The organism is Secundilactobacillus kimchicus JCM 15530 (genome assembly GCF_001433995.1).
GTDB classification, from domain to species: domain Bacteria; phylum Bacillota; class Bacilli; order Lactobacillales; family Lactobacillaceae; genus Secundilactobacillus; species Secundilactobacillus kimchicus.
In genome coordinates, this window is record NZ_AZCX01000009.1 from 56,514 (window position 1) to 82,673 (window position 26,160).

28 protein-coding genes and 1 riboswitch are annotated in these 26,160 nt (G+C 46.1%); of the genes, 9 read left to right on the forward strand and 19 right to left on the reverse strand.

Going from position 1 to position 26,160, the window contains the following annotated elements; genetic code table 11:
• The first annotated feature begins 40 nt into the window (after positions 1–40).
• A complete protein-coding gene (locus tag FC96_RS10045) occupies positions 41–877 on the forward strand; it encodes a prephenate dehydratase (protein WP_056942902.1) in 837 nt (278 codons plus the stop codon).
• Here FC96_RS10045 and FC96_RS10050 read toward each other — a convergent pair.
• From FC96_RS10050 to FC96_RS10060, 3 genes are all read right to left on the reverse strand, one after another.
• Positions 874–1,872: a ketopantoate reductase family protein gene (locus tag FC96_RS10050; protein ID WP_054659942.1), complete on the reverse strand. Its 999-nt coding sequence runs from the start codon at positions 1,870–1,872 to the stop codon at positions 874–876. The two genes, FC96_RS10045 and FC96_RS10050, sit on opposite strands and share 4 nt — an antisense overlap.
• Positions 1,873–2,222: 350 nt before the next feature.
• Positions 2,223–2,711, reverse strand: coding sequence for a GNAT family N-acetyltransferase (locus tag FC96_RS10055; RefSeq protein WP_056942903.1), 489 nt, complete (start codon positions 2,709–2,711; stop codon positions 2,223–2,225).
• Positions 2,712–2,721: 10 nt separating this feature from the next.
• Positions 2,722–3,660: a magnesium transporter CorA family protein gene (locus tag FC96_RS10060; RefSeq protein ID WP_056942904.1), complete on the reverse strand. Its 939-nt coding sequence runs from the start codon at positions 3,658–3,660 to the stop codon at positions 2,722–2,724.
• A 182-nt stretch (positions 3,661–3,842) separates the two neighbouring features.
• Between FC96_RS10060 and FC96_RS10065 the strand changes: the two genes are divergently transcribed.
• The gene (locus FC96_RS10065) at positions 3,843–5,201 is read left to right on the forward strand and encodes an amino acid permease (RefSeq protein ID WP_056942905.1); all 1,359 of its coding nucleotides are present in this window, start codon (positions 3,843–3,845) and stop codon (positions 5,199–5,201) included.
• Positions 5,202–5,275: 74 nt separating this feature from the next.
• Here FC96_RS10065 and FC96_RS10070 read toward each other — a convergent pair whose 3' ends face one another.
• Together FC96_RS10070 and FC96_RS10075 are read right to left on the reverse strand one after the other, a co-directional pair.
• A complete protein-coding gene (locus tag FC96_RS10070) occupies positions 5,276–5,986 on the reverse strand; it encodes a VIT1/CCC1 transporter family protein (protein ID WP_054659936.1) in 711 nt (236 codons plus the stop codon).
• A gap of 14 nt (positions 5,987–6,000) precedes the next feature.
• A complete protein-coding gene (locus tag FC96_RS10075) occupies positions 6,001–6,681 on the reverse strand; it encodes a VIT1/CCC1 transporter family protein (RefSeq protein ID WP_056942906.1) in 681 nt (226 codons plus the stop codon).
• A gap of 248 nt (positions 6,682–6,929) precedes the next feature.
• Here FC96_RS10075 and FC96_RS10080 point away from each other — a divergent pair, with 248 nt between their 5' ends.
• Positions 6,930–8,687, forward strand: coding sequence for an ABC transporter ATP-binding protein (locus FC96_RS10080; RefSeq protein WP_056942907.1), 1,758 nt, complete (start codon positions 6,930–6,932; stop codon positions 8,685–8,687).
• 154 nt (positions 8,688–8,841) lie between these two features.
• Here the strand turns inward: FC96_RS10080 and FC96_RS10085 are convergent, their stop codons facing one another.
• Positions 8,842–9,447 carry a TetR/AcrR family transcriptional regulator gene (locus FC96_RS10085; protein WP_056942908.1) on the reverse strand — a complete coding sequence of 202 codons (606 nt, stop codon included), beginning with the start codon at positions 9,445–9,447 and terminating at the stop codon, positions 8,842–8,844.
• 191 nt (positions 9,448–9,638) lie between these two features.
• On the opposite strand from FC96_RS10085, the gene FC96_RS10090 reads away from it, so the two are divergent.
• The 4 genes from FC96_RS10090 (at position 9,639) to FC96_RS13215 (ending at position 13,573) form a co-directional block, all read left to right on the forward strand.
• A complete protein-coding gene (locus FC96_RS10090) occupies positions 9,639–10,550 on the forward strand; it encodes an ABC transporter ATP-binding protein (RefSeq protein ID WP_056942909.1) in 912 nt (303 codons plus the stop codon).
• A gap of 6 nt (positions 10,551–10,556) precedes the next feature.
• Positions 10,557–12,179: an ABC transporter permease gene (locus FC96_RS10095; RefSeq protein WP_056942910.1), complete on the forward strand. Its 1,623-nt coding sequence runs from the start codon at positions 10,557–10,559 to the stop codon at positions 12,177–12,179.
• Between the two features lie 10 nt (positions 12,180–12,189).
• Positions 12,190–12,570: a hypothetical protein gene (locus FC96_RS10100; protein ID WP_054659926.1), complete on the forward strand. Its 381-nt coding sequence runs from the start codon at positions 12,190–12,192 to the stop codon at positions 12,568–12,570.
• Between the two features lie 379 nt (positions 12,571–12,949).
• A complete protein-coding gene (locus FC96_RS13215) occupies positions 12,950–13,573 on the forward strand; it encodes a LysM peptidoglycan-binding domain-containing protein (protein WP_054659924.1) in 624 nt (207 codons plus the stop codon).
• Between the two features lie 89 nt (positions 13,574–13,662).
• On the opposite strand, the gene hxlB is transcribed toward FC96_RS13215, so the two are convergent.
• The 6 genes from hxlB to FC96_RS10135 are packed head-to-tail and all read right to left on the reverse strand — an operon-like array spanning position 13,663 to position 18,130.
• Positions 13,663–14,205: a 6-phospho-3-hexuloisomerase gene (gene hxlB / locus FC96_RS10110; protein ID WP_056942911.1), complete on the reverse strand. Its 543-nt coding sequence runs from the start codon at positions 14,203–14,205 to the stop codon at positions 13,663–13,665.
• Complete coding sequence (locus FC96_RS10115) at positions 14,202–14,825, reverse strand: orotidine 5'-phosphate decarboxylase / HUMPS family protein (RefSeq protein ID WP_056942912.1); 624 nt, start codon at positions 14,823–14,825, stop codon at positions 14,202–14,204. Before FC96_RS10115 ends, hxlB begins: the two co-directional genes overlap by 4 nt.
• Positions 14,825–15,787 carry a sugar kinase gene (locus FC96_RS10120; protein WP_054659922.1) on the reverse strand — a complete coding sequence of 321 codons (963 nt, stop codon included), beginning with the start codon at positions 15,785–15,787 and terminating at the stop codon, positions 14,825–14,827. Before FC96_RS10120 ends, FC96_RS10115 begins: the two co-directional genes overlap by 1 nt.
• Before the next feature lie 23 nt (positions 15,788–15,810).
• On the reverse strand, positions 15,811–17,103 hold the full coding sequence (locus tag FC96_RS10125; RefSeq protein WP_056942913.1) for a hypothetical protein: 1,293 nt from the start codon (positions 17,101–17,103) through the stop codon (positions 15,811–15,813).
• A 3-nt stretch (positions 17,104–17,106) separates the two neighbouring features.
• Positions 17,107–17,856 carry a sugar phosphate isomerase/epimerase family protein gene (locus FC96_RS10130; protein ID WP_054659920.1) on the reverse strand — a complete coding sequence of 250 codons (750 nt, stop codon included), beginning with the start codon at positions 17,854–17,856 and terminating at the stop codon, positions 17,107–17,109.
• A gap of 16 nt (positions 17,857–17,872) precedes the next feature.
• A complete protein-coding gene (locus FC96_RS10135; protein ID WP_054659918.1) occupies positions 17,873–18,130 on the reverse strand; it encodes a hypothetical protein in 258 nt (85 codons plus the stop codon).
• A 285-nt stretch (positions 18,131–18,415) separates the two neighbouring features.
• On the opposite strand from FC96_RS10135, the gene FC96_RS10140 reads away from it, so the two are divergent.
• Positions 18,416–19,402, forward strand: a complete 987-nt coding sequence (locus FC96_RS10140; RefSeq protein WP_056942914.1) for a LacI family DNA-binding transcriptional regulator — start codon at positions 18,416–18,418, stop codon at positions 19,400–19,402.
• Between the two features lie 68 nt (positions 19,403–19,470).
• Positions 19,471–19,887, forward strand: a complete 417-nt coding sequence (locus FC96_RS10145) for an OsmC family protein (RefSeq protein WP_054659916.1) — start codon at positions 19,471–19,473, stop codon at positions 19,885–19,887.
• 60 nt (positions 19,888–19,947) lie between these two features.
• Here FC96_RS10145 and FC96_RS10150 read toward each other — a convergent pair whose 3' ends face one another.
• The 7 genes from FC96_RS10150 to FC96_RS10180 all read right to left on the reverse strand — a co-directional run bounded on the left by FC96_RS10150 (position 19,948) and on the right by FC96_RS10180 (position 25,903).
• The gene (locus FC96_RS10150; protein WP_054659914.1) at positions 19,948–20,772 is read right to left on the reverse strand and encodes an HAD hydrolase family protein; all 825 of its coding nucleotides are present in this window, start codon (positions 20,770–20,772) and stop codon (positions 19,948–19,950) included.
• An 88-nt stretch (positions 20,773–20,860) separates the two neighbouring features.
• Positions 20,861–21,526: a thiaminase II gene (gene tenA, locus FC96_RS10155; RefSeq protein WP_056942915.1), complete on the reverse strand. Its 666-nt coding sequence runs from the start codon at positions 21,524–21,526 to the stop codon at positions 20,861–20,863.
• Between the two features lie 68 nt (positions 21,527–21,594).
• A riboswitch (TPP riboswitch) is annotated at positions 21,595–21,690 on the reverse strand.
• A 35-nt stretch (positions 21,691–21,725) separates the two neighbouring features.
• Positions 21,726–22,493 (reverse strand): SDR family NAD(P)-dependent oxidoreductase, encoded by a 768-nt coding sequence (locus tag FC96_RS10160; RefSeq protein ID WP_056942916.1) that lies wholly within the window; start codon positions 22,491–22,493, stop codon positions 21,726–21,728.
• Positions 22,494–22,532: 39 nt separating this feature from the next.
• Positions 22,533–23,240, reverse strand: a complete 708-nt coding sequence (locus FC96_RS10165) for an MIP/aquaporin family protein (protein ID WP_056942917.1) — start codon at positions 23,238–23,240, stop codon at positions 22,533–22,535.
• Positions 23,241–23,368: 128 nt separating this feature from the next.
• Entirely contained in the window at positions 23,369–24,196 is an 828-nt protein-coding gene (locus FC96_RS10170) for a MurR/RpiR family transcriptional regulator (protein WP_056942918.1), read from the reverse strand.
• A gap of 112 nt (positions 24,197–24,308) precedes the next feature.
• Positions 24,309–25,004: an N-acetylmannosamine-6-phosphate 2-epimerase gene (locus tag FC96_RS10175; RefSeq protein WP_054660080.1), complete on the reverse strand. Its 696-nt coding sequence runs from the start codon at positions 25,002–25,004 to the stop codon at positions 24,309–24,311.
• Between the two features lie 26 nt (positions 25,005–25,030).
• Positions 25,031–25,903, reverse strand: a complete 873-nt coding sequence (locus FC96_RS10180) for an N-acetylneuraminate lyase (RefSeq protein ID WP_056942919.1) — start codon at positions 25,901–25,903, stop codon at positions 25,031–25,033.
• Between the last annotated feature and the right edge of the window lie 257 nt (positions 25,904–26,160).

Consider the following 26,160-nt stretch of genomic DNA (forward strand, 5'->3'; position numbering starts at 1 on the left):
TTAAGTTGCACACAATTTTTTTCAACAAGGAAGGTTTGTCATGAAATTTTCTGTTCTCGGGCCCGCAGGCACCTTTGCCGATGCAGCCGCCCACCAGTATTTAAGTACCACTCATCAAACCGCAACGATTGATTATCACGCCACCTTTGAGCAAGTGTACCAAGCTGTGGCCCCAGACGGTATTGGTTTGCTGCCAATCGAAAACCAGCTTGACGGGTTCGTCATGGCCACGTTGCAACGACTTCAATCGGAAGCCGTGACCATTATCGGCGAAACAACGATCCCAGTGAACTTTGGCCTCGCTGCTCAAGCTGATTCCTTATCGGCTATCAAGCGGGTGTACGTTCAATTCAAAACGGAGGGCCAGTGTCAGAACCTGCTATCCAGTTTGCCCAACGCTGAAATTATCACCACGTCAAGTAACATGGTATCAGTTGAAAAATTGCAGCACGGAAAGCCAGGCGATGCTGCGATTATTCCACAGTCTCAAATGGCGCTTAATGCGTTTCCGCTCATGCGTGATAACGTGGCCGACCAGCTTGATAATTTTACCCGGTTCACCATCTTCAAAAAATCGCCAACAACCCTGGCGGCTAATACCACGCTTGAAGCTGCTGTCAACCAGTTTAAGTGTCCCATTTTTGTAACGCCGCCCACTGACGATCCGGGGACCCTCTACGAGATCTTGGGGTATCCCAAACGGGCCCAGCTCAATTTAGCAACACTCATGTCCCTACCAACGAAGCAGAAAATGGGGATTTATTCGTTCTATATTGAAATTTCTGGCACAACCGCACAACTTGACGACCTCCAGGCCACGTTGACTGAAATGGCCAGGGTTTTCACGGTCCAACCGCTGGGCGTATACGGCCTTTAACTGGCCGTTGACGTTGCCGCCTGAATTGAAGCTGCCTCGTGGGCAGCTTTTTCATTTGCCCGATGATATTCAGCCAGGTGGACTAAGTTGGTTAAGAAGCGGTGGGTCTTAGCTTCATAATGGTACTGGCGACCAAGGTCGGCAATGTAGCCGTTAATGTAGTCCACTTCGGTTGGGCGGTCGTGAATCATATCTTGATACATCGATGGGTAGTGTAGCGGCATATCGATTCGGGTGTTGATGTCAAGCGCGGTCATTTCTTCCTCGCGGGTCGACACTAGCTGAATCCCGGCTCTTTCACAGATATCGTAGGCCTCATCAATCAACTGCCGTCCGAGATCATAGGCCTTCGGAAAGTTTCCCAATTCGCCCATCTGAATCTCAAACATGGTACATAGTGTGTTGATCACCGAGTTAAAAATCACCTTCGTCATGAGTGTCCCTTTGAAATTGGTCGTTAAGGTTGGATGCATCTGGGCCTTCTCTAATTCATCAAATAACCGGTGGGTCATCTCGTCCGGCTGTTCTGTGAAGTTGGCCATATTCATCTTGCCAGCGCCCCGCTTCCCCATGAAATCCACATCTCCGGGACCGTTTAATACGGTCGCAATCAGCGCTGTCCCGGCAATAATCTTGTCGTCAGCAAAGTACCGCTGTAACTTTTCGATGTGACCCATTCCGTTCATCGCCGTAAAGGCATACGAATGATCATTGAAGAAATGCGCACACCGGTCAAGATAATCTTGAAGCTGCATCTGCTTAGTAAAGAAGATAAACATGTCCGGATCCCCGCTATAAGATTCTGGGGTCTCCAGTTTAATTGGCGTTAAATGGCGGTTTTGGTGGTCACGAGAGACATAAACGCCGCCCTGATCGCGGATCTTATCAATGTGTGGTTCCCAAGTATCAATAAACGTCACGTCATTGCCCGCCTCCTGCAGTAAAATCCCGTAACGAAGTCCCATTGCACCTGCACCAATCATTGCGAATTCCATTAAAATCACACTCCCAGTTTTAGATTACCGAATAGAAAAACGCCCCTGATGTTCAAACATCAAGGGCGCTTTTGCGCGGTACCACCTTTTTTTGTGACGTTCTCACGCCACCTCAAACACGTACGGCCAATTGGCGATACGCTTGTCCATTAAGGGGGACCAACCGTGGATACTCGAAACGTCGCACCCACTGCTCAAAGGTTACTTTCGATTAAGCCGTCGTCCTCCTTTTCACTTAACGGGGGTCACTAAACCGGTAGACTTAATTTACTCTCCTCATCATCGCATTTTCTAATCGGTTATTAATGTGTTTTTAATTTAACGCCAATTACCGTGAAAGTCAACCCTTCTTAAGCAATTGTTTTCACCATATTGTACCAGACCTCATCCGCATGGTCGGACTCGGCAACGCCACCGTTTTCAAACCCGTTTTTTTCGTAAAAGGCTACTAAGCGGTTCAAGCACGTCAATGACAGCGTCTGCCGGTTAGCCCTTTGAGCCACGACGGTTAAAGCCGCTAGCAAGTCACTGCCGATATGTTGTCCTTGAGCTGCAGGACTCACGGCTAATGATAAAACGAGCTGATGGCCGCCAGTCTCAAGGTTTTGAGGCGTCATTTCATACATCCAATCCAAAACAAACGGTTCAGCAACGGCTGGTCCGACAATGAACCCCTGCACGACGCCAGCCGAATCTCTCGCCACTAAAAACGTCGTGGCCAATTGCCTAATTCGCTGTTGAAACGCGGCTTCACTACCGGCTTCCTCGGGCGAAAAGCCCGTTTTTTCAATGGCCACAATGCGTTTTAAGTCAGCCGGTTTGACCTGTTCTATCTTCATCCTCCGCTCCTTATAAATCATGGTTACGTCGCAGATACCAGACCATCAGTCCCACTGGAATTAGCGACATCAAGATCGATAACGGCCAATCCCACGACCCACCAAATAATGGCAGTTTGGTATTCATGCCGTAGAAGCCCGAAATAATCGGTGGCACTGCTAAGGCTAAGGACCAGATAGTCAATATGCGCATGGTGTTGTTCAAACTATTGTCCAACACATTACTGTAAGCATCCGCGACCTGTTGCACAATTTCACCGTTAATCTCAGCCATCTCAGCGCTTTGTTCTAGCTCGGTCTTCAAGTCTTTCAGTCGCTGCTGTTCCACGCGATTCAAGTTAATGGGATCATCATCTTCATCGGACATCACCTGCAACTGACGCACCGCAATCAAGTTACCACGAGCAGCCGCTTTGAGGTAAATCAAGCTCTTGCTAAGCTCTGATAACTTTTCGATTTGATCATTAGACGGTCGCTGTTTATAGCCCTCAAGTTCCTCACGGGTGTCATCTAACGCGTTGATCCGGTCGAAATAGTCCCGGTTCAACTCAAATAAGGCATCCAACGATAACGTCAACAGGCTCGGTTCCTCCTGGCGAATTCGATCGTTACTGACGAGTTCCGCCATCGTCTCATTAAGCAGGTCGTGCCGGCTGGTGTTAACCGTAATCAGCGCGTTGTCTTTGATCATCAAATACACGGGATGCGTTTGCTTCGTATGGGTAATCTTCATACTGTGATTACCGTGGTTAATGGTCCGAAAAACAAACATGCCACACTGGTTCTCAAAATTATAGTCGAAACGCGCCCGCTCTTTGACGTCTGAAATGTACGAAATATAAGTCCGCGGAATGCTATATTTTTCCATCAATTCCGTAATATCGCCTTCGTCTGGGCGGGTTACGGCGACCCACTGTTGATCACGCCATAAAGCCTGCGTTTTTATCACCGCAAAATTCCTCCATTTCACATATTTCATTTGCGCTAGGTCCGTTTTTCGTGTAGCATATTCTCATACTATGCTAATATTACGGGACGACAATCTTTTTATTTACCATCAATCATATCATACTTATTAACATTAACGTCGTAACTCGATTAGCAACTAATTATGTGAGGAGAATTAGAACCATGAAACGTAAATTAAGCGCCCGTCAGATGCAAATGATTGCACTTGGCGGAACTATTGGGGTCGGCCTGTTCATGGGGTCAACATCGACAATCAAGTGGACTGGGCCATCTGTTTTGATTGCGTATGCCATTGCTGGCCTGTTTTTATACCTGATTATGCGGGCCTTGGGCGAAATGCTCTACGTTGACCCAGACACCGGTTCGTTCTCTAAGTTTGCCTCAGAATATATTCACCCACTCGCTGGCTACCTGACCGCTTGGAGTAACATTTTCCAATTTGTCGTCGTGGGTATGAGTGAAATGATCGCAATCGGCGGCTACTTTGAGTTCTGGTGGCCGCATCTCCCATCCTGGATTCCTGGATTGGTCGCCATCGCTTTTCTCACCGTTGCCAACTTGATCTCCGTTAAAATGTTTGGCGAGCTAGAATTCTGGTTTTCACTGATTAAAGTGGTCACCATCGTCTTAATGATCGTGGTCGGCCTGGGACTCATCGTTTTCGGGATTGGCAACGGGTTCCATCCTATCGGGATTGGCAACATCTGGCAACACGGGTTCTTTACCGGTGGCTTTAAGGGCTTTATCTTTGCCCTCTCCATCGTGTTAGCGTCTTACCAAGGCATCGAGCTGATTGGGGTCACGGCCGGCGAAGCCGAGAATCCCCAATCAACATTGGTTCGTGCCATTCGCTCTACCGTTTTCCGGATTTTGATTTTCTACATCGGGGCCATCTTCGTCATCCTAAGTATTTACCCGTGGGATAAGTTAAACAACGTTGGGTCGCCATTCGTTGAAACCTTCGCTAAGATTGGGATTACCGCAGCCGCTTCCATCATTAACTTTGTGGTGATCACCGCGGCCCTTTCTGGTTCCAATTCTGGAATCTACAGTGCCAGTCGAATGTCTTACACGCTGGCCAACAACGGCCAACTACCCGCTCGGTTCTTAAAGTTGAACCGGCATGGCGTGCCGTTCTATTCCGTTGTTTCAATTTCGTTTGGCATCTTTCTCGGTGTGATTTTAAACGCCGTCGTCCCGATGTTTTGGCCCCATGCCGAAAACGTCTTTGTCCTGGTTTACAGTTCTAGCGTGTTACCAGGGATGATTCCATGGTTTGTGATCTTGATTAGCCAAATTGAGTTTAGACGTCAACACAAGGATGAAATGGCTAATCATCCGTTCAAGATGCCATTGTCACCCTGGTCTAACTACCTAACGCTAGCTTTCTTACTCTTAACCTTAGTCTTCATGTTCTTTAACCCAGAAACACGCATTTCAATTCTGGTTGGAGTCTTATTCCTCATCATCATGACGCTGCTATACTTTCTCAAGTTTCACGGTAAAGTTAAAGTCAGCTAAGCACTAAAAAACGTTCCGCCGTCGGTTCTATAACCGATTGCGGAACGTTTTTTGTATTTGGAAAACTCACTCTTTTACAATAACAGTCCGATTGAATAGTGAATAATCATGGTTAAAATTCCAATCACAACGTTTCGAATCATGGCTGTTTTGACCGAACCATTACCCAGCTTGGCACTCGTAAAACCCGTTAACGCAACGGAGAAACAAACCGCTAAAATGGTCGCTGGCCACTGGTAAGCCACTGGCGCTAACGTCATTGCAGCCAAGGGAAAAACGCCACCAGCCGAAGCTGCAAACAATGATGAAAACGCAGCGTTCCACGGGTTCATGTAGTGGCCAAGTTGAAGGTCATATTTAATGCTGACCAGGGTGTCCAAGGGCTTTTTAGCCATCAAACTCTGCGCAATTTGGGTCGCCGTAGTTGGGGTTACCCCGCGCGCCGTGTAGTGGTCAACAACGACTTTAAATTCATCGTCGTAATTGGTTTTAAGGAGTCGGGCTTCCTGGGCCACAACGGCCTTTTCAGTATCCTTTTGGGTACTAACCGACGCATACTCCCCAGATGCCATTGAAAAGGCACACGCCAGTAAATCAGCAAGTCCGGCGATAAAGATTGTAAACTGATTAGTCGTGGCAACGGCTACCGAAAACAGTACCCCAACGACCGTTAAAATACCGTCATTCGACCCTAAAACGCCGGCCCGTAACGTGTTTAACCGTTCTTCCATTGTTTGGGTGGGCCGTTTTTGGTGAGTTGATTTAGCCTGATTGATGACTTTCATATTTTTTCATCCCCTTAATGGCCAATTAACGAACCAATTATAAAGGTGACCACCATTGTTAACACCCCTGATACCATGTTTCGAATGACGGCACGCCCCCGATTTGCGTTGCCAAGTGTTGCCGCAACAAACCCGGTTAAGCACAAGGCTAAAACCACGGCAATAAAGGTCGCCATCACCCGAATTTGACTCGGTAACAGCGTAATCGCCAGCATGGGCAAAATCGACCCAATGGGAAACGAAATCATCGAGGCAATGGCCGCTGCATACGGGCTCGTGTACTGACCGACTTCAAAGCCGTACCGTTCACGGACCATGGTCACGAGGGAATCTCGGCTCATCATTTCACTAGTGGCCTTAGTCGCCAACTCCGGTTCGATGCCCTGGTCTAAATATTTTTGTTCAATGTAACTAAACTCATCATCATAATGGCTTTTAAGCATTGCTTTCTCGGTCGCAATCGCCTTTTTTTGTGAGTCCTTTTGAGTGTTGACTGAAACGTACTCACCCATGGCCATCGACACCGTTCCAGCCAATAGGCCTGACATTCCGGAAATAAAAATTGCGTAACTGTCAGTTGTCGCCCCAGCGACCCCGATAACAATTCCCGCTACGGACAAAATCCCGTCATTTGCTCCCATCACAGCAGCCCGCAGGACGTTGACTCGTTGGGCAAGCGTTAATTGTTTTTTCATCGTGTCACCCTCTCTAGTTTAGAATTATTCTTATTTACATTGTTATACTAGTCCTTTTCTCGGAATTTGTAAACATTATCAGTCAAAAAACCTTTATTTGGTGCACCTAACTTAAATATAATCCTTTAAGGAATTTATAACAAGTTACTGATTTATCAATATGGTCGGTGCGCTAGTCCCCTTTTTCTGCTATTGTATAAATTGGATAGTTTCACATTGAATTGGGTTAAATCACATCGGGAGGCATTATGAAAGAACCTGTCAAAACAAACAAACCAAAAGACGACTCCCAAGTTGCTTGGGGTCGGTTTATGAGCATGCTTGGGTCAACACACCCAAGTAAGTCCAAGATTGCAATTGGGTTATTAATTGGGTTATTCTCAACCATTGTTAGTTTGGTCATTCCCCTACTAACACGAAACGTCGTGGACGCTAGAGCGGCCAAAATTAGTGCTGGATTAGTGGGCATCGTCGTAGTGGCCTTCATCATTCAAGCTGCAACTGGGGCGTTTTCAAATTACTTGCTTGGATATGCTGGCGAACAAGTCGTCGCCAATTTGCGAAAATCGGTATGGGACAAATTGCTCCGGCTTCACGTGCCATTCTTTGACGAACACCATGTCGGTGAAATCGTAAGTCGCTTGATCAACGATACCGTCGTTTTAAAGACATTGATTTCAGACCAGTTACCTTCCATTATCAACGGGATTCTAACGATGATTACTTCAATCGTTATCCTGCTAATTATGGACTGGCGCATGACCATGATTCTTATTCTAGGGGTCCCCGTCATTGGCCTCATTATGTGGCCAATCGGCGTCATCATTCGGAAATTATCTAACCGCCTACAAAAGCAAACAGCCGCGTTTAATGGCGATGCCACGCAGACCTTTTCAGAAATTCGGCTGGTCAAAGCCTCTAACGGTGAAGCCACCGAAACGACCCGTGGCCATCACCGAATTAACGATTTATTCGATACTGGGGTCACTCAAACCAAGGCCGTTTCCATGATTGCTCCCGTCACCATGCTGGTAATTCTGGGGGTCATGGTTAGCGTCTTAACCTACGGTGGCGTCCGTGTCCAAAGCGGCGCGATGTCAATCGGAACGTTGATTGCCTTTCTTCTCTATATGATGCAAGTCATCTCACCGGTCCTATCGCTGGCTCAGTTCTTCACGGCCCTCCAACGCGCCCGTGGCGCCACAGCCCGACTAACCGAAATTCTTGATGAAGGGGAAGAAGTTTTCGACAAACGTGATCCGGTCGACTTAAAGAATCAGACGCTCCACGTGAACCACGTTGATTTCCAATACACTGACGATAAGGTCACGCTACACGATATCAGTTTTGAGGCTCAGCCCAACACTGTTGTGGCTTTTGTTGGCCCTAGTGGCGGTGGGAAGTCGACGATTTTCAACCTCATCGAACGGTTTTATGAGCCCACAGCCGGGACCATCACCATCGGCGATCGCAACATTAGTACCACTGGGTTAAGCGAATGGCGCAGTAAAATTGGTTACGTTTCCCAAGATAGCGCACTACTTGCGGGAACCATTGCGGATAACCTCACCTATGGCTTGGACCGCGTCGTCACCGACGATGAAATGTGGGCCGTCCTCAAGATGGCCTACGCTGACGAGTTTGTCGCTGACATGCCTGATGGCTTACAGACTCAGGTTGGTGAACGGGGCGCCCTCGTGTCGGGGGGGCAAAAACAACGACTTGCCATTGCCCGCGCCTTCCTACGCGATCCTGAGATCTTAATGTTAGATGAAGCAACCGCCAGCTTAGACGTTCAATCCGAAGATGTCGTCCAGCGAGCAATCAACGACCTCATGATTAACAGAACCACTCTGGTGATTGCCCACCGGCTCTCAACCATCGTGGATGCTGACAACATTATCTTCATTGAACACGGTGAGATAACTGGTCAGGGCTCACACCAAGATCTGTACCTCACCCATGACTTGTACTACGATTACGTCAACGAACAGTTTAAAAAGTAAGTAACTGACTGAGCACAACCAGTCACGCGATATTCCAGTCTAACGCTACTCTGTAGTGTTATTTCAAACGATCTCTCCACTAAAAAACGCGGGGGATGAGCTTGTTAAAAACAAGCCATCTCCCGCGTTTTCGCATCATTTTACTGATTAAGACTTAGTGACCAATAAGACCATAGAAGAAAAGTTGATCTAATTCGGGACCAATCTCCCGAAGTTTTTTTTCCGCTACTGGGTCATTTTTTTGAGATTGGGCTACAAAAAATTGAACAAACATTTCTAGGTACGTCAATACTGCAGAATTGGAAATCGTAGAGTCAATTTCGCCAGTATCACGTCCTTGTTGCAACAAAGCACCCCAAAATTGACCCCGTTGCGCTTCATACGCCCGCATGGCATCATTAGTTCCGTGTTGCCCCGAAAATTCCCGAACAATATATTGATAAAAATCAGGGTGGATTTCTTTTGATATCGCAATACTTTGCTGCATCAATCGACCCATTTTTTCCTTAAACGTTAAAGTCGTATCCGCCAAAATTTTTAAATCTTGACGATAACCGTCATCAATTAATTTAATAACGGCTGCACGCGCCAAAGTTTCCTTATTTTTGTAGTGCTTGTACAGGGTCACTTGAGAAACCCCCGCCATTTTCGCAATTTCAGCTATTGAAGTGGCCTTAACCCCATGGTGCATGAAGCGTCGGGTTGCGACATCGAGAATTTTTTGACTAGTCTTTTGTTTCCGTTCTTCATTTGTTGCCATTAAAACACCTCTATGACTTAACATTTCACTATACATTATTTCAGTATTACTAGAACAACTAGATCCTTTATATAAAAGCAATTATTCATAATTAATGAAACATATCGTAATTGATATTTCACTTTTTTGTTGACATCATCATTATACAGCTTTAAGATAAAATCGTAAATTACCCAAAGGGGGGATGCACCATGACAACCGCTATTTTAAAAGTCGAAAATTTAACGAAAACATTCGGAAAAACGCAAGCTTTAACAGATGTCACTTTGACTATTAACCCTGGTGAAGTTTTTGGGTTCATCGGGCCAAACGGAGCAGGTAAATCAACAACTATCCGAATCTTACTTGGCATTTTAAAGAAAACGAGCGGGGCCGTCACCTTATTTGGCCTCGATCCATTTGTGAATAGCAGTGCCATTCACAAGCGTCTGGCCTACGTTCCCGGCGACGTCTATCTATGGCCTAATTTGACCGGTGGCGAAATCATTGACTTTTTACTCCATCTCAATGGTAATAACCACACTGCGTATACCGACGAATTGATCCGAAAATTCCAGCTTGATCCAACAAAAAGGGCGCGCACTTACTCTAAAGGTAATCGTCAAAAGGTGGCGTTGATTGCCGCCTTTAGCCAAAATGCTGACTTTTATATCTTTGACGAACCAACATCCGGCTTAGATCCGTTAAATGAACAGCTTTTTCAAGAGGAAGTCCTCAACCTTAAAAGAGCGGGCAAATCGGTTATGTTATCTAGCCACATTTTATCTGAAGTTGAAAAAATGTGTGATCGGATTGGCATTATTCGCCAAGGAGAAGTCATCGAGACCGGAACATTGGCAGAAATGCGCCACTTAACGCGCACCCAGATGGTGGTGAAGACGGTCCATCCCTTGGACATTTTAGAAGAGCGTGATGGCCTGTATGATCTGCAGCTTGATGCCCTCAAAACCACCGCAAGTTTCTCCGTCGATTCTGAACAAATTCCAGTCTTAATGGATCGTTTGGCCGCAGCTGACATTCTTTCAATCCAAAGCAACCCGCCAACCCTAGAGGACCTATTCTTGCGGTACTATGGGGACGAAGTTGCGCCGGCAAAGGAGTGACTAACGATGAGACAAACTAAGAATATGCTGGCGCTTTTACGTTTTAACCTTCGAGCCGACTGGGTTAAGCTACTAACTTGGTTACTCGCAATTCTCATTTTAGTCCTAGTTGTTGGGTTTAAATTTAATACCATCTACGGCACGGCGACTGCTTTGCAAACAATTACAGTTACCTTAAAAAGTGCCTCGATGGTGGCATTGCTTGGCGCCTTCGACCTTCCAACGAATCCAACGGTTGCTCAGGTCTTTGGGAGTGAAATGCTACTCTTCACTTCATTCGTCATCATTGCAATGAACTTGACTATCGGAATTGCCAAGACCCGGGGAGACGAAGATCTCGGCCTTACTGAAATTATTCGATCACGCGCAGTTGGTCCTCAGAGTCCTTTGATAAGTACTGCAGGCGAACTTGTACTACTTAATAGTACCTTAACGCTGTTAATGGCCGGTGGATTGACCATTGCTAAAGTTCCGGGAGCCAGCATTGCGGGAAATTGGCTTTTTAGCTTAGGATTGGGATTAACCGGGTTGGCCTTTGGCATGATGGGCCTTCTCGTTGCGCAATTGACCAGCAACCATACCAGCGCAACCATTCTTTCTTACGCACTATTTTTGGTAAGTTATCTCGCGCGGATGATAACTGATATCTCGAACCCGGATATGACTTGGTGGTCACCACTTGGATGGCTCGAAAAAACTCAGCCACTGATTCAAAATCATTGGTGGGCCCTACTACCAATGATGGGGATGGCCGGTCTATGTTTCTTAGTTGCCACTTGGCTACTAACGCGTCGAGATTTAGGTAGCGGGCTTCTCGCAACCAGACCCGGTCGACGAACGGCAAGCCGTTTTTTAACCTCACCACTCGCACTCATTTGGCGTCTCAACCGGACATTAATCGCCTGTTGGATTATTGGAACGATCGTTCTAGGCGCCACATACGGTTCCATTTTCAACAGTATTGGTGACGTCTTAAAGAGTAATCCAACCGTTCAAACGGTTTTTGGTGCAACAGCTACTCATAGTGCTAACCATGCCATTATCGTTAATTACACCGCCATTATTTTACTTGTTATCGCAGCCTTAGCTTGCATCCCTGCCATTCAGTTAGTGTTGAGTCTCAGACGCCATGAACAGTCAGGTAATCTCGAACTCATTTACGCACATCAAACCTCACGTACAACGGGTTACTATAGTACGATTCTGTCAGGTATTATCGTTGGCCTGCTCACTTATTGGGCTGGTACTTGCGGTTTGATTTTGACCGGAAACCAAACATTGACGGCTACAAGAGAGCAGATCACCCGACCCGAATTTGGACAAGCCATTGTTATTGGTATTCCCATTGTTCTGGGCTTCACCGCGCTAGCTAGCCTGTTAGTCGGTGCTCTGCCACAGTTAGTCCACTTATCATGGGTGCTATTAGGGTATGGGTTTGTCACCATTTACCTTGGCGCCTTACTCAAATTACCTGATTGGGCTAAGAAACTGACACCGTTTGGTTGGCAACCCAAAGTGCCCGTGAGCAATCTTAACCAAAGTGTTTTATGGCTAACCCTTGCTGGGACAGTCGGGCTTATCATTTTAGGCGGACTCGCCTATCAACGACGCGACTTACAAGTCAACTAAGGAGATTTTTATGAACCCATTGGCCGAACTTAAAACCGCTTATCAGCAATCGAAAGACCTGATTATGAACCAACCACTGACAACTACTCAACAAGCGCAATTCCGCCGGATTCAACGGTCGTCAACCGATCTCGAACAGGCATCAAATGACATCAAACTTGAGGCCGTTTACCAAGCATTACTCGGTGCGAACCTTTCGGCCATCGACTATCAGTTATTTTACGTCGCCAATCTCAATCATGACCACACTTGGTTAACTTACCCGATTGAACCTCGCCGGGTACAAATGTGGCGTCAAACTGCGTCACCCAAGCTTGGGTTATTCAGTATTAATGCCTTTATGTTTGAGGGAGTTTCAATCGACGAAACAGCAGCCTTAGCGCTTCTTTAAATGACAATTGGAACGTTCCAGCAATTAAATCAGCTGGAGCGTTTTTTATTGGGCAGTGTGTTACTTTCTGAACAAGTTTGCTGATTTTTATCAGTATTTAGGCTTATTCCCGGAAAAGGTGGGTTAATTGTGCAAAATATATTCTCTCATCTTTTAACTCAAATCACAATTTTTCGTAACATTCTCGTCAAATGGCGCTTACATATTTCAAAACATATCGTGGGTATGACAATGTTACAAAAATATGACGGATATCGAATTTAATGTCGTGTTGTTGTCATAGATTGACCCACCAACCATGTTATAGTGTTGTCCGTGGCAAAAGCAGCTAGCTTTTGTTTATAGAAACTATAACCCGAAAGGTTGGAAACGATAGATTATGTTAAAGAACACATTCCTTACTCGTGGCTTAGTTGTTCTCGGTGCGCTGTTTGGTTTCGGCATTGCCGCTACTGAAGCTCACGCTGCAACTTACACGGTAAAATCTGGGGATAGCCTTTGGAGCATCTCTCAGAAGTTCAACACCACCCCTCAAGCGATCGTAAACGCAAACTCTTCCAAGCTATCGTCCGTTAGTTCATTGATTCTACCGAGTGACAAGCTGGCCATTAAGAAGCACGGCGCTGCCACTAAGACCGCGACTAAAGTCGAAAAAGCCCCTTACAAGGCTGATACGGCAAAGGTCGATTCAAAGACAACATCAACTAACACACAAACTTCAACAGGTTGGATGACGATGGAAGCCACTGCCTACGATCCTCAAGTAGCCGCCGGTGGCGCTACTTCGATTCCAACTGGGACTGGTGTTGCGGCCGCTCTTGACCGCTTCCCCAAAGGCACTCAGTTAGAAATTAAGTATGCGGATGGTTACACCGAAACACGAGTGGTCAATGATACTGGGACATTTGCGGCAAGCAACCCCAATCAATTGGACATCTCGATGACAAATGCTGAAGCCTTACAATTTGGTCGGCAATCCATCCAAGTCCGCGTTTTAGGCTAATTAAGGTACTTTCACGTTGTGGTTAAGCAACGATTAAAAAAAGGGCATGTTCTTAAGCGAACATGCCTTTTTTTAGTATTATTAACAATCTATTCCATATTACTGTGAGTACTCTTAGCACTGTCATTTGAAATATGGTCGCGTCGACTAAGCTTTAAGCACAAAACATCAAGCGTAATATGCACGCTTTGATCAAATAACGTACTTAATAATTGAATCGATTGAACCCCGTCACCGGCCTTAGTTGCGCCTGGTACCACCAGTGTCGTATCAGCCAGTTCGCCTAATGGTGAGTCAGCCCGACTCGTGACCCCAATCACCGTCACGCCGTCTGCCTTAGCCTTTTGTGCGAGTTCCACAATGCTTCCCGTCTTACCCGAACCCGAAACGGCAACTAACACGTCGCCAGCTTGGATTGAAGGGGTAATCGTCTCACCAATCACAAACACGGTATAGCCAATGTGCATCAACCGCATTGCAAAGCCCTTGGCCATTAATCCAGACCGGCCAGCACCTAAAACAAAGATGCGTTGTTCCTTTTTGATTAGGGCTTCAGCGGCGTCGATTTGACGCTCATCCACCAATCCCATGACCGTGTTAACTTCCTTCATCACATCGTCAATTAAACTCATTTGATTGCCTCCATAAATTGTTTTGCTGATGCCACTGGATCGTCCGCACCAGAAATTTTACCACCGACAATGGCGACCTCAGCGATACCTTGCTCCGCGAGCTTGTGGGCTTGATCGAGATCAATGCCACCGGCTACGGCAACGTGTTTAATTTCCGGAAATGCCTGATGAAAATCAGCAACAGTGGCGACTGCGTCAAAGTTGCCCCCGGTATCCTTGGAGTGGTGCAAGCCAAAAATGGCGTTTTCCAGATGCTTTAATTCAGCCACTCGATCATTAGTCACGCCTAGTAAGTCAATGAACGTGGCTTTGCCCTGAGCCTCTGATAACTCGTAAACCTGTTCAATTGTTTCGTTAGATGAACTTGCCATGACCGTCAGAATATCAGCAGGTACGGCGTAGCCCTTCTTAAATTCGTAGACCCCTTCATCGTTGGTTTTAATATCCAACAACAACGTGGCGTTGCTAAGTTTCAGGTTCTGGGCCTTCAATGTTTCCATCCCGTAATCCTTAATAATTGAGGTCCCCAATTCGATAATATCAACAACCCCATCGAATTTAGCAACAAGGTCCAACGCTTTGTCTAACGAGACTCGATCAATTGCGGCTTGCAATTTCATTATGCTTCTTCAACTCCCTTTCCTTCATAAAAAGCGTCTAATTCTGCCGGTGTTGGGTAACCGTCATTGTCCCCAGGTGTCTGAACTTGGAGGGCCCCGACTGCATTACCACGGGTAACGGCTGCCTTGAGTGACTTGCCTTCGAGCAAGGCGGTAATAACACCCAACGCAAAGCCATCGCCAGCACCAACCGTATCTACCACATGATCTGCCTTGAAACCGGCAATCGTGTAAGTTTCACCAGAATCCGTCTTAACGAAAGCCCCGGCTGGCCCCACCTTCACGATAACCGTATGGGTCCGCTCCCCTTTCAAGTAAAAATCAGCAATTACTTCAGGATCATCCGACCCCATTAAGATTTTACCCTCTTCAACGCCAGGAAGCACGATATCCGCTGAACCTGCTAGTTCATTGATCGTCTCAATCATAGTTGCTTCGTCTTCCCATAGTGATGGTCGCAAGTTAGGATCGAAGGTCACAAGGATGTTATTTTCAATCAAACGGTCCATCAACCGCCGGAAAGATTGCCGTGACGTTAGCGACAAGGCCGGAAAAATTCCTGACATATGGGCAATTTTAACATCACTTAAATCAACGGATTCAATGACATCGCTACTTAAATTGGCCGCTGCTGAGTTCGTCCGGTAGTTAAACGTCACAGGGTCACCCTTAGAAACCAAGGTTTTTAATTGGTGGCCAGTCCAGTGGTCAGCATCTTTTGAAATATACTGGGCCCCTACCTTGTGACTCATAATCGTATTAATGGCGTATTCCCCAAGCGGGTCAGTCCCCACTTGCGAGATGTAATCCGCCGTATGACCAAGTCGTTGAACCCCGATGGCCACGTTTAATTCGGCCCCACCAAGAATTTTAGTGTAGTTGATAGTATCTGCCAAGGAGGCATCCATGTCCGTTGATGCAAAAGTCACAACGGGTTCACCAATCGTAATAAATTCACTCATAATCGTTCACTCCTATATGTCGTTTAGCCGAAGAAATAAAAGACCAGTGCTTCGTTAATAATTGAGACGACCCACATGATTGGAATCCCGTTCTTCAAGAAGTCGCGGGATTGAACCTTCATGTAGTCTAAGCCCCAGACGTTCCAAGACTGTGTGATATCGGTTGAGACCGCCATCAGCGTTGGCACGTACAATAACGGAAGCAAAAAGGCATCATTGAATAATCCGGTTCCTGATAAAACAGCGGCCGTTGCGGCCCCAGCGCCCCAAACGTGGAGTGGTCCTCGGAACAATGCTAACGGTGCCAGGACACCAAGCGCCAATGCCAGAACCAAGTGGTTGTGCGGTAAAATAGCCGCGAAAATTGGCCGGAACCGTTCAGCGTTAATTGAAGCGGCCCCGCTGAACATAATCAATGCCATCAAGAACATGATCAACCCAGCGATGTCTGAGATCGCGTGTTGAATGGTTTCATTCAAGAAAGCCACGCCTTTTTTGTAACTCTTCGCGTTACCAGTAATCGCAATAGCCAACAACGTTGCTAAGGTCAACGCTGGGATGGCATCCCATTTAAATAACATGTTCATCAATACGGGAATAATCGGAATGATGAAGGCAATTTTGGGAATCTTCTTAGCTTCGGTTGAGTCTGAATTCTCGGCCCCAATCATTCGCAGATTTTCTTCCGCGTTTGCAGGGTTAATCTTCTTGCGGTGCCAGAATAGGAATAACACAACGGCAAGTAATTGCACCGCTGTCGCCACAATCCCGAATTGGAGATAGCGACCGCCATATTCGGCGTGTGGGAAGAAGGCCTTAATCTGGTTGAACAGCACCACGTTGATGTACATTGGTGCCCCAATTGCTAACGAGAACGCTGATAGGGCAATATCTCTTGGAATCCCGACGGAAAGCATAATTGGCAGTAAGATGACGCCAATGGCAATGACAGACCCGACCCCGTAAGCACTGACAAAAATAAAAGCAGTGACAAGAATAATTAAGATAGCAGCTAACAATGGTTTTTTCTTACCAACTTTATTCGTTTGCTCTGAAATTGCTGGTGCAATGCCACTGTCCACCAGCACCCGGCCAAACCAGGACCCGAAAACAATGTAGATAATCGTCGGTCCGTAATTTAACGCAGGTTCTGCGAACACCTTTTGGATCGCTGTCGTGAAAGGAACCATCCCGATAACTGACCACAGGATCGCCATCACGAAGAACCCAATCATCAGGTTCCCACCCTTAAGGATGTAATAAATGAACCCCGCAAAAGTCAAAAGTAGTAAGACGGCAATAATCGTCGAACTCATAGACTAGACCCCCACTTCCGCACGCAATAATGCTAATTGGGCCTTGATCTGATCATCAGAGGCCATCGGAAATTCTAGCGCAAACGGCACATCGCTCGGTAGTACCTTCAGCAAAGCACGCCAGTCGTATAACCCAGTGTCTAAGTCGTCGGTCGTTTCGAGTTGGCCGTCAACGGACGCGGTATTCTTCAAATGAATGTAGTGCGTCACGTCTGCTAAGGCTTCAGCACTGGCCGTCGCGTCACCGTGAGTAAACGCCCAATTCCCTAAATCGTAGACGTATCCCAAGCTAGTTAATCCCGCTTTGTGAGCCGCCGTTAAGAAAGTCGAGATTGCCTCAACGGTCCCTGACACTGGCGTCTGGTCATTTTCAACATTGAGCTCGATTTCATCCAGTGGTAAATCAGAAAAGGCAGCAGCTAGATCGCCTTCAAACCGATCAAAGTGGCCGGTATTAAACTTGATCTTTTGGATGCCCATTGTCTGGCCTTCCTTAAAATAGTCCGGCAATTTAGGATTAACTGAGCCATCCTCTAAGAATAATTCGTCTGGCACGCTGTAGTTCACAATGAGTGACGCCGCTTTTGCCTTTTCCCCAACTGCAGCTAGCTCCGTGTCCAAGTCCGTAAAGTACTCGCGCCGAACTTCGATGCCGTCAGCACCAACCGCAGCGACCCGATCAATTAAATCCGCCTGTTTTGTCCCTTGCTTAACGTCTGCTTCGTAAATCCAAGTATTTAAAATAACTGTCATGTTGATATCCCTCCGTTTAATACTTATTTAGTTGACTAACGCGGTCAATTAATTCATCAAAAGTTAAGTCCTTGAATGGTTTTTCCTCTGGGCTATTAAAGTTCTGACTCTCAATTCCGTTAAAATCAGCCACCAAATAATACGCCGTCAGGTAACTGAGTAAATACTTTTTAGCTTCAGCAACAACTTCACTCGGCTCTGCCCCAGCGGCCAAGTTACTATTCGCAAACCCTAAAGCAAATTTTTCGGGGTCAATCATCGCCCGGTCTGACATATGCTCACCTCATTAAGTAATATAAAAGATATCTTTTCAAAGGTTATGGTAAACGTTTTCCCAAATAAATGCAAGTGTTTAAATTTATCCTGTTACTAACTATCTTGACAATTTATATTTAATTAGGCAAACGTTTACCTAAACTAGCATAGCGAAGTCACGCTCACCACTTCACTTTTACAATGTTTAGTCAGATCTATTTTTTATCTAAAAAGCCCCCATAGTAATAGTTGCCAAATAGGCAACTAATCTTTTATAGTTAAAGGAAAGGTGGGCGGTAGTGTTATGGAAAACAGAAAGACAGCAACAATGAAGGACGTGGCAGCCTTAGCTGACGTGTCAATTGCCACCGTCTCAAGGTTTTTAAACGGCAATTTAGACCGCATGTCCTCGACAACGGCCGCCAAAATAAAAGACGCAATTGAAAAGCTCAATTACGTCCCCAATTCGGCAGCTCGACAAATGATTACCAAAGCCAGTAAAATGGTGGCCGTTGTCGTCGCAAATATCGATGATTATTTCTCAACAGAACTATTTAAAGGTGTTAGCTCCATTTTAGAAGCCAACAATTACACCGGTGTTCTTTTTGATACCGACTCTAACCCCGAACGAGAACGCCAACTCATCCAACTCGTAAATGATCACACATACGATGGGTTGATTCTGCAACCGTTGACAGAATCAGCAGCCACCATCGAAGCTGACATGAAGCGTGACATTCCCATTGTGGTGGTCGACCGGGAACTCATTCATTCACCGTGGACCCAAGTGGTCACAAATAACTACGAGGTCGCCAAATCAACGACCAGCCATTTTATGGCAGCGGGATACACTCACGTGGTCGTGTTAACGTCCAAGATCTCAATGGCCTCGACCCGGGAAGAACGTTATGCAGGCATCAAGGCAGCTGCGTCGCACGTCGACGTTCTCGAAGTGTCTGAAGAGTCGTATAACCACACCCAAGTTCATCAAAAACTAGTGAAGCTGATTACTGAAACAACTGAAAAAACCTTAGTGTTCGCCCTCAAAGAGCGTTGGTTACTGGAATTTATTCCAAGCCTTATTGTCCAAGGCTACATTGACCACGATCAAGCGACCGCCACGGCTTTTTCGGATACGAGTACCGCCCGCAACATTGAGCCACGGCTCCAACTGATTTCCCAGGATCCGTACCTCATGGGGGCTAGTGCGGCGGAAGTCCTGGTTGATCAATTAGTTAGTCATAGGCGCCCGACCCAAGATAAGATTATCATTCCAGCAACGTTAAGGTGAACGGGGTAAAATAGTGGTCATCAGCACTAAAACTCGTTAAACTGGTCAAAACAACTAGGAGGCTTTTCATGGGAAAATACATTGTCCACTCAAAACTACGGCCCGCTGGCACCCAGATGATGAACACCACCGGTGGTTTTTCATACTTGGCTGACGAACCACTGATTGCCAAGGGTACCGATGCGGCCCCTAATCCGGTGCAATACCTGTTAGGGGCTGTCGGCTCCTGTCTAGGCGTGACCGCCCGCGAAATCGAAAACGATGAAGCGACGTTGACCATTAAAAAGTTTCAAGCTGACGTGACGGGCGAAACAACAACGTTTCAAGATGGCAGTTCAAAGGTCACATCCATTAGCATCAAAATCACGGCTGAAACAAACTTGTCAGAAGCCGACCACAAGTGGTTCTTGAACGAAGTTGTCCGCAAATGCACCGTTCATGAGACCCTCGTCGGTGCTGTGCCGATGGAAATTACATTTGCCTAATCAAAAAGCTGTTGAACTTGGGACTCCTGAAATGAAGTCCGCTGTTCAGCAGCTTTTTTATTATCCGATGAGTTGACTTAGCGTTTCCAAAACGCCGTCATGGTTATTATCGCTCGTCGTCACGTGGTGTGCTGATTGTTGAATCAACGCGCTGGCATTTTGCATCGCATAACTGTGAGGGGTCATGGCCAACATCGGTAAATCATTTTCATTATCACCAAATGTCACCACTTCATCATCTCTGATATCATACGCTGTTTGTAGCGTGGCAATACCAGTCCGCTTATTAGCAACTTTTAAGCCAATCATCTCAGTATTGAACCCTGAATTTTCCGCGGCCAACTCAGGCGGTAAAATGGGCGCTAACTTCGCGGCCATTTCCTGAAAGTCGGTTCCCGGATAAAAACTCAACGCCAGCTTCGTAAATTGATCCTGGACCGTTTGGCTTGATAGCGTCTCAAAATGATCGACTAAAAATACGGGGCGATAATAGTGTTTCAGCATCTCGATAACTTGAGGGTCGGTCTGGTTGCTAATGTATGATCCGTTCAGACCCGCAATGAGTAACTGACCAATCATCTCTGGGTCATAAGCAGCCTGGATCCGGCCAATCAAATCATGCAGTACCCCATCCTCTAACCGAAAAATCCGTTGCAGCGTCTGTCCCCGGTGCACAATGGCCCCATTTTGGGAAATGAAGTCCATATCGTCAATGTAGGCCGGAAACTTCTTTTGTAACCGCTGAAACTGCGAGCCACTCGCTGCAACAAACCGAATTTGTTGCGCCTTCATTTGCTTAAATAATCGGTCAAATTGGGACGTATCGTACGTCCGGTCATCCCGTAGAAAGGTTCCGTCCATATCGACGACCACCATTTTAATCATACTGCCACCTCCGAATTATCCTACCTAACTAGTTTAGACGAGATGATCGGAAAATGTAATGTTTAATTTAGCTTTGCAGTACCTGAGTTTAACCCGCTTGCCAGCTCTGACGATCCATGGCCATTTGCCAAAACGCCAATTCATAGGCACTGCTACGGACAAATGACGCCGCCATTGCGGTCCGTTCATCCGCATCCGTTCGAGCCGCCGTTTCATTCGTCAGCGCAATCATTTTTTGAACACTATCCGTGTAACCGTCACTATCGTAGGTTTCGATCCATTGCTGGTATAGCGCGTCAGGTGAGCCAGCCGCAATCAATCGTTTGCCAATTTCATTATATAACCAATAACACGGTAGCAAGCCGGCAATTGCTCGACCTGGCGTCCCCCGGTAAAGCTCGGCGTACATGTGGTTAACGTAGTTATAGGCAGTTGGTGCAACCGGCGTCTGCGCAATCTCTTGTTTCGAAATCTGTAACGTCTCGAAGAATCCCTTTCGAACGGCAATCTCGCCATCTTTTAACCCCTGGGCCCCCTCCAACAAAAAGGTTCGGCCCTTAGGATTCGTCACCTGGCTTGCCACTTGTTCGTGAAGTTTTCCAAATTCACTGAGATAATAACGGTCCTGTAACAGGTAAAACCGAAAGACAGCTTTCGGTAAGGTGCCGGCGCTTATCTGTTGGATAAAGGGATGGTCAAAACTTTGCTGCCATAAGGTTGCTGCTTGTTCGTGAAGTTGATCTGTAAACGTCATATTGAATTCCTCCATAAAGTAGGACGCAAAAAGGCCGACCGCAAAAATCCCCACGGTCGGCTAGTTCAAGACTCTTTTAATAACTTTCCTACGCGAGGGTTAGCTCACAGGTTCAAAGGGTTCGGTCAAAACCGTCTCAGCAAAATGCGCCCCTAGTTAACTATTTGATTGTCCATAGTATAGCAGAAAAAGCTGCAAATTACCGCAATAAATAACCCCCGTCGACGGGTAACATAACGCCGGTCACGTAATTTGAGGCGTCACTGGCTAAAAATACCATGGGGCCCATCAATTTATCTGGCGCCCCCCACTCACCCGAAGGAATATGGCCGGCAATCTCAGGACCGCGAACGGGATCCTCTTGTAACGGCTTAGTCATATCCGTTTCAATGTAGCCAGGTGCTAGCCCGTTCACCTGGATATTGTAAGGCGCTAACGCATCCGCATAAGCTCGCGTCAGACCCAACACCGCATGCTTACTAGCCGCATACGGAAAGATCCGTTTCCCCGCCCGGTACGACTGCATGGAGCCAATATTAATGATCTTGCCCTGTCGTTGTTTCACCATCACCTTAGCAGCTTCGTGGCTCAAATAGTATAACCCGTTTAAGTTAACATCAATGACGCGTCGCCAGTCGTCATCCGTAAACTCTAAGACGTCGTTTCGGCGCTGAATACCCGCGTTATTGACCAGAATGTCTAATCGGCCATACGCCTCAAGGACGGCCGCTACGATTTCAGCTGCAGCACCATCTTCCGTAATATCCCGATGTAAAAATTCAATTCGGCGGCCCAGTTGTTCAACCCGTTCACGAACTGCCTGCCAACCCGTTTGAGAGCCACTGACAACAAAAATATCAGCACCATACATCGCCAAAGCAATGCTGTAATACTTGCCTAGACCCCGGGCGCCACCTGTCACAACCGCTACTTTTCCAGCTAATGAAAAACTTGTTTGATCAAACACACGCGATCCCTCCCGATTAAATGTCACGACTCAAGTTAACTACTTAATGGCGACCTGAATGGCCGTTGCAATCACACCACCCACTAGGGGACCACACATCGGAACCCACGCATAAGACCATTCGGCACTCGTCTTATTAGGAATCGGCAACACCGTGTAGGCTAATCGAGGGCCCCAGTCTCTGGCGGGGTTCAGAGCAAATCCCGTAGTGGTCCCCAGACTCATCCCAATCACCGCAATCAACAGGCCCACCATCAGGGGCTTCAGTCCTTGGGTGAAGTCCCCCAGATTAAGTAAGATAAAAATGAACCCGAAAGTAGCAATTACTTCGGAAACTAGGTTATAAAACGGCGATTGGATCGCTGGTCGCGTGGCAAAAATGCCAATTGTATTGCCATCAGATTGCGTCTTAGAAGCCTTAAAGTGCGGTGTAAACATAAAGGCCACTAACGCAGCACCGACAAACGCTCCCAAAAATTGCCCAGCCAAATACGGCCCGACCTGCGCCCACGGGAACAGGCCAAAAATAGCGTAAGGAACCGTTACCGCAGGATTAAGGTGCCCTAACGACCCTAGCGAACCGGCAACGTAGACGCCCATTGTCACAGCCAACCCCCAAGCGATACTCACAAACGTCCAGTTACTGCCCTTTGCGTATGTTTTATTTAAATTCAGGCCAGCTCCCGTCCCCGCTCCTAATAAAATCAAGACCATTGTCCCAAAAAATTCACCAATAAATCCGTTCATGTGCGACGCACCTACCTACTCTCAAATTAAATAACAGGCTTATTTTAGCATATTATCGCGTAATAGTAAGCCCTTACATTTTAATATGACGTTGTAACAACAGAAGTACATGGTGATGATTGTTCCAGTCACTTATATTTGCGAGTTAAGACTAATTGGATTGTTTTATTCATGCGTTGATTATAACGATCATCTTTAAGTAGCTCAGTTGTTAAAATATCTAAGACAAACATAGCCGAAAACTGGCTATTCACAAACCGCTGATTATTAACAACGCTAGAATTTTTGGCCTGAATACTAACAGTGGCCATTTTAGCTAACTGACTCTCCTGATCCCCAACAATGGCCACAGTAGTGACGCCCTGTTGCTTTGCCAAGGCAACCGCTTCATTTAATTCATCCGTCTCACCTGAACTGGATAAAACTAATAATAAATCAGTTTCATTAATTACCTCAGCGTTAATGAACATCATATGGCTATCAACCGTGGCAAAAGCCGCCAATCCCATTCGAGTCAGTCTCTGTCCCATTTCTAGGGCCGAATACCCGGAGCTACCCAAACCGTAAATATAAATTCGCCGTGCTCTCTTAATCAAATCAACAACTTTTTCTATTTCTTCTGGATCTAATTCATTCCAAGTACTTTGCAAAACATCAACGTACACCTCAGAAACGTTGTTAAGAGTTGGACTTTGATGAGCAACCTGGTTTTTAGCATTTTCCTCAATAGCCAGTTGGAGCTTAAAGGACGCAAAATCAGCGCATCCGATTTTTCTGACAAACCGAGTAATCGTCGCGCTGCCTACACCGGTTATTTTAGCCAGGTCTTTAATATTCATTTTTTCAATTGCATTGGGATTTTGAATGACCTGCATTGCAATTTTTCGCTCCTGGCGAGAATAATGCGGTAATTCGGCTTCCATTTTACCAAGAATCGTCAATTCTCGTTCCGCCATCTTAAGTTCCTCCCAATTCGTTAATCGCTAATGCCATTGTAACCTAAAAGATCGGGGATTAGCATCTAATCCTCGATCTTTTAAAAGGCCTTCTATTCCCTAACAGCGTTAACTAACGTTCTGCGACAGCTGCAATGAATCCCTTGGCAATTTCTAACGGCCGCGTAATCGCGCTGCCAACAACAACCGCATGAACGCCGAGATTCAAGACCTCAGCCGCCTTGGCTGGCGTGTCAATTTTCCCCTCTGCAATAACTGGATGTTGCGCAGCTTTGACAACCTTCTTCAGGTAGTCGAAATTATTATCCGCAATGTTCAATCCCTGAGTATCATCAGTGTACCCGTGCATGGTCGTGCCAATGATGTCAAAGCCTAAATCATCAGCCTCCCTGACATTATCTAACGTCGCCGTATCCGCCATTAGTAACGTCTCTGGAAACTCTTTTCGAAACTGAGCAACAATTGTTGCCAATTGTTCATTGTCTGGGCGACGTTGGCCAGTCACTTGGGTGGCGACGACCGGGACCCCGGTAGCCGCAATCGCTCGCATTTCCTTTATCGTCGGTGTAATAAAGGTTTTTGAATCAGCATAGTTTTGTTTGATAATCCCAATAATTGGCAATCCAGTCTCGTCTTGAATCGCCTGAACATCAACCACCGAATTAGCACGGAGGGCCACAGCTCCCGCCATCTTTGCGGCCCGCGCCATTCGCGCCATAATGAACGAACTGTGTAGCGGTTCTTCTGGTAAGGCCTGACATGAGATGATTAACTGTCCTTTAACCGTCTCCATAAAAGTGTTTGCCATTGTCATCCAACTCTTTTCACTCATTCTTAGTCTTTAAAATACTTGTTATAGATTCGCTTAGCCCCTTCGCGCATTTCAGGCGTTGGCTTACTCATTGGCGCCTTGCTGTAACCGGCGTGAACGCCCAGCTCTTCGAAAACCAATTTAATCGTTGGATACAGATCATTATCAATTAAATCTAAAATGAAATCATTCGAGACGTTTTGAATTTCAAACGCCTTTTTGATATCACCACTTTCAAAGGCTGTAATTTCCGCTCTGGCCCGCTTAGCATTAAGGTTAAAGGTGGACCCAATCGCCCCGTCAATTCCTAATGGCAAGGCTGAAATCAGCATCTCATCCGTTCCGAAGTACAGCTTCTTTTCCGGATAGGCAGCGCGTAATCGTTGCAACAATAAGAAATCATTGTTCGTATACTTCACACCCACAATTTTTTTATTCTCAAACAGTTTCGTAAACTGATCTAGGGATAACGAGACCCCAGAAAGTGCAGGAATCGAGTAAATGATCATCTCAGCATCAACGTCTTCCAGAATTTGGTCGTAGTAATCCTTGATCTGGTCAAAACTAAATTTGTAGTAGAACGGTGGAACGGCTGAAATAGTTTTATAGCCTAAATCGACCGCATACTTTGCCAATGTTTTGGCTTCTATTAAATTAACGGAACCGACCTGAGCAATTAAATCGACAGCGCCAGCCGTTTCCTCGAAAGCAATCTTATAAACTCGTTCTCTTTCCTCGGTACTCAACATGAAGCTTTCCCCGGTTGAGCCACCAATGTACAAGCCATCAACCCTGTTATGGTCAATGTTATAGCGAATCATTTCGCGGGTCCCTTGCTCATTCAGGGTATCGTCGTCGTTAAAAGCAGTCATTAACGCAGCATATAATTTTTTCATCAGTCTGGCTCCTTGATGGTTCAAAATTTTTGGTTGGTAATAATCAGCATTTAATATCAACCGCTGCCATCAATGTACGACATGAAATTTTTATTTTCAATAGTATTTTTTGAAAATAAATTTCATTTAATACGCTTATCTCATATCTACCAACCAATTAAAAAATTTGATTTTTTAAAAAATTATTTTTAAATCCGGTTCTTCCTGAATGAATGCGTTTACAAAAACGGTAAAATCGTGTTCAATGAATCTATCCA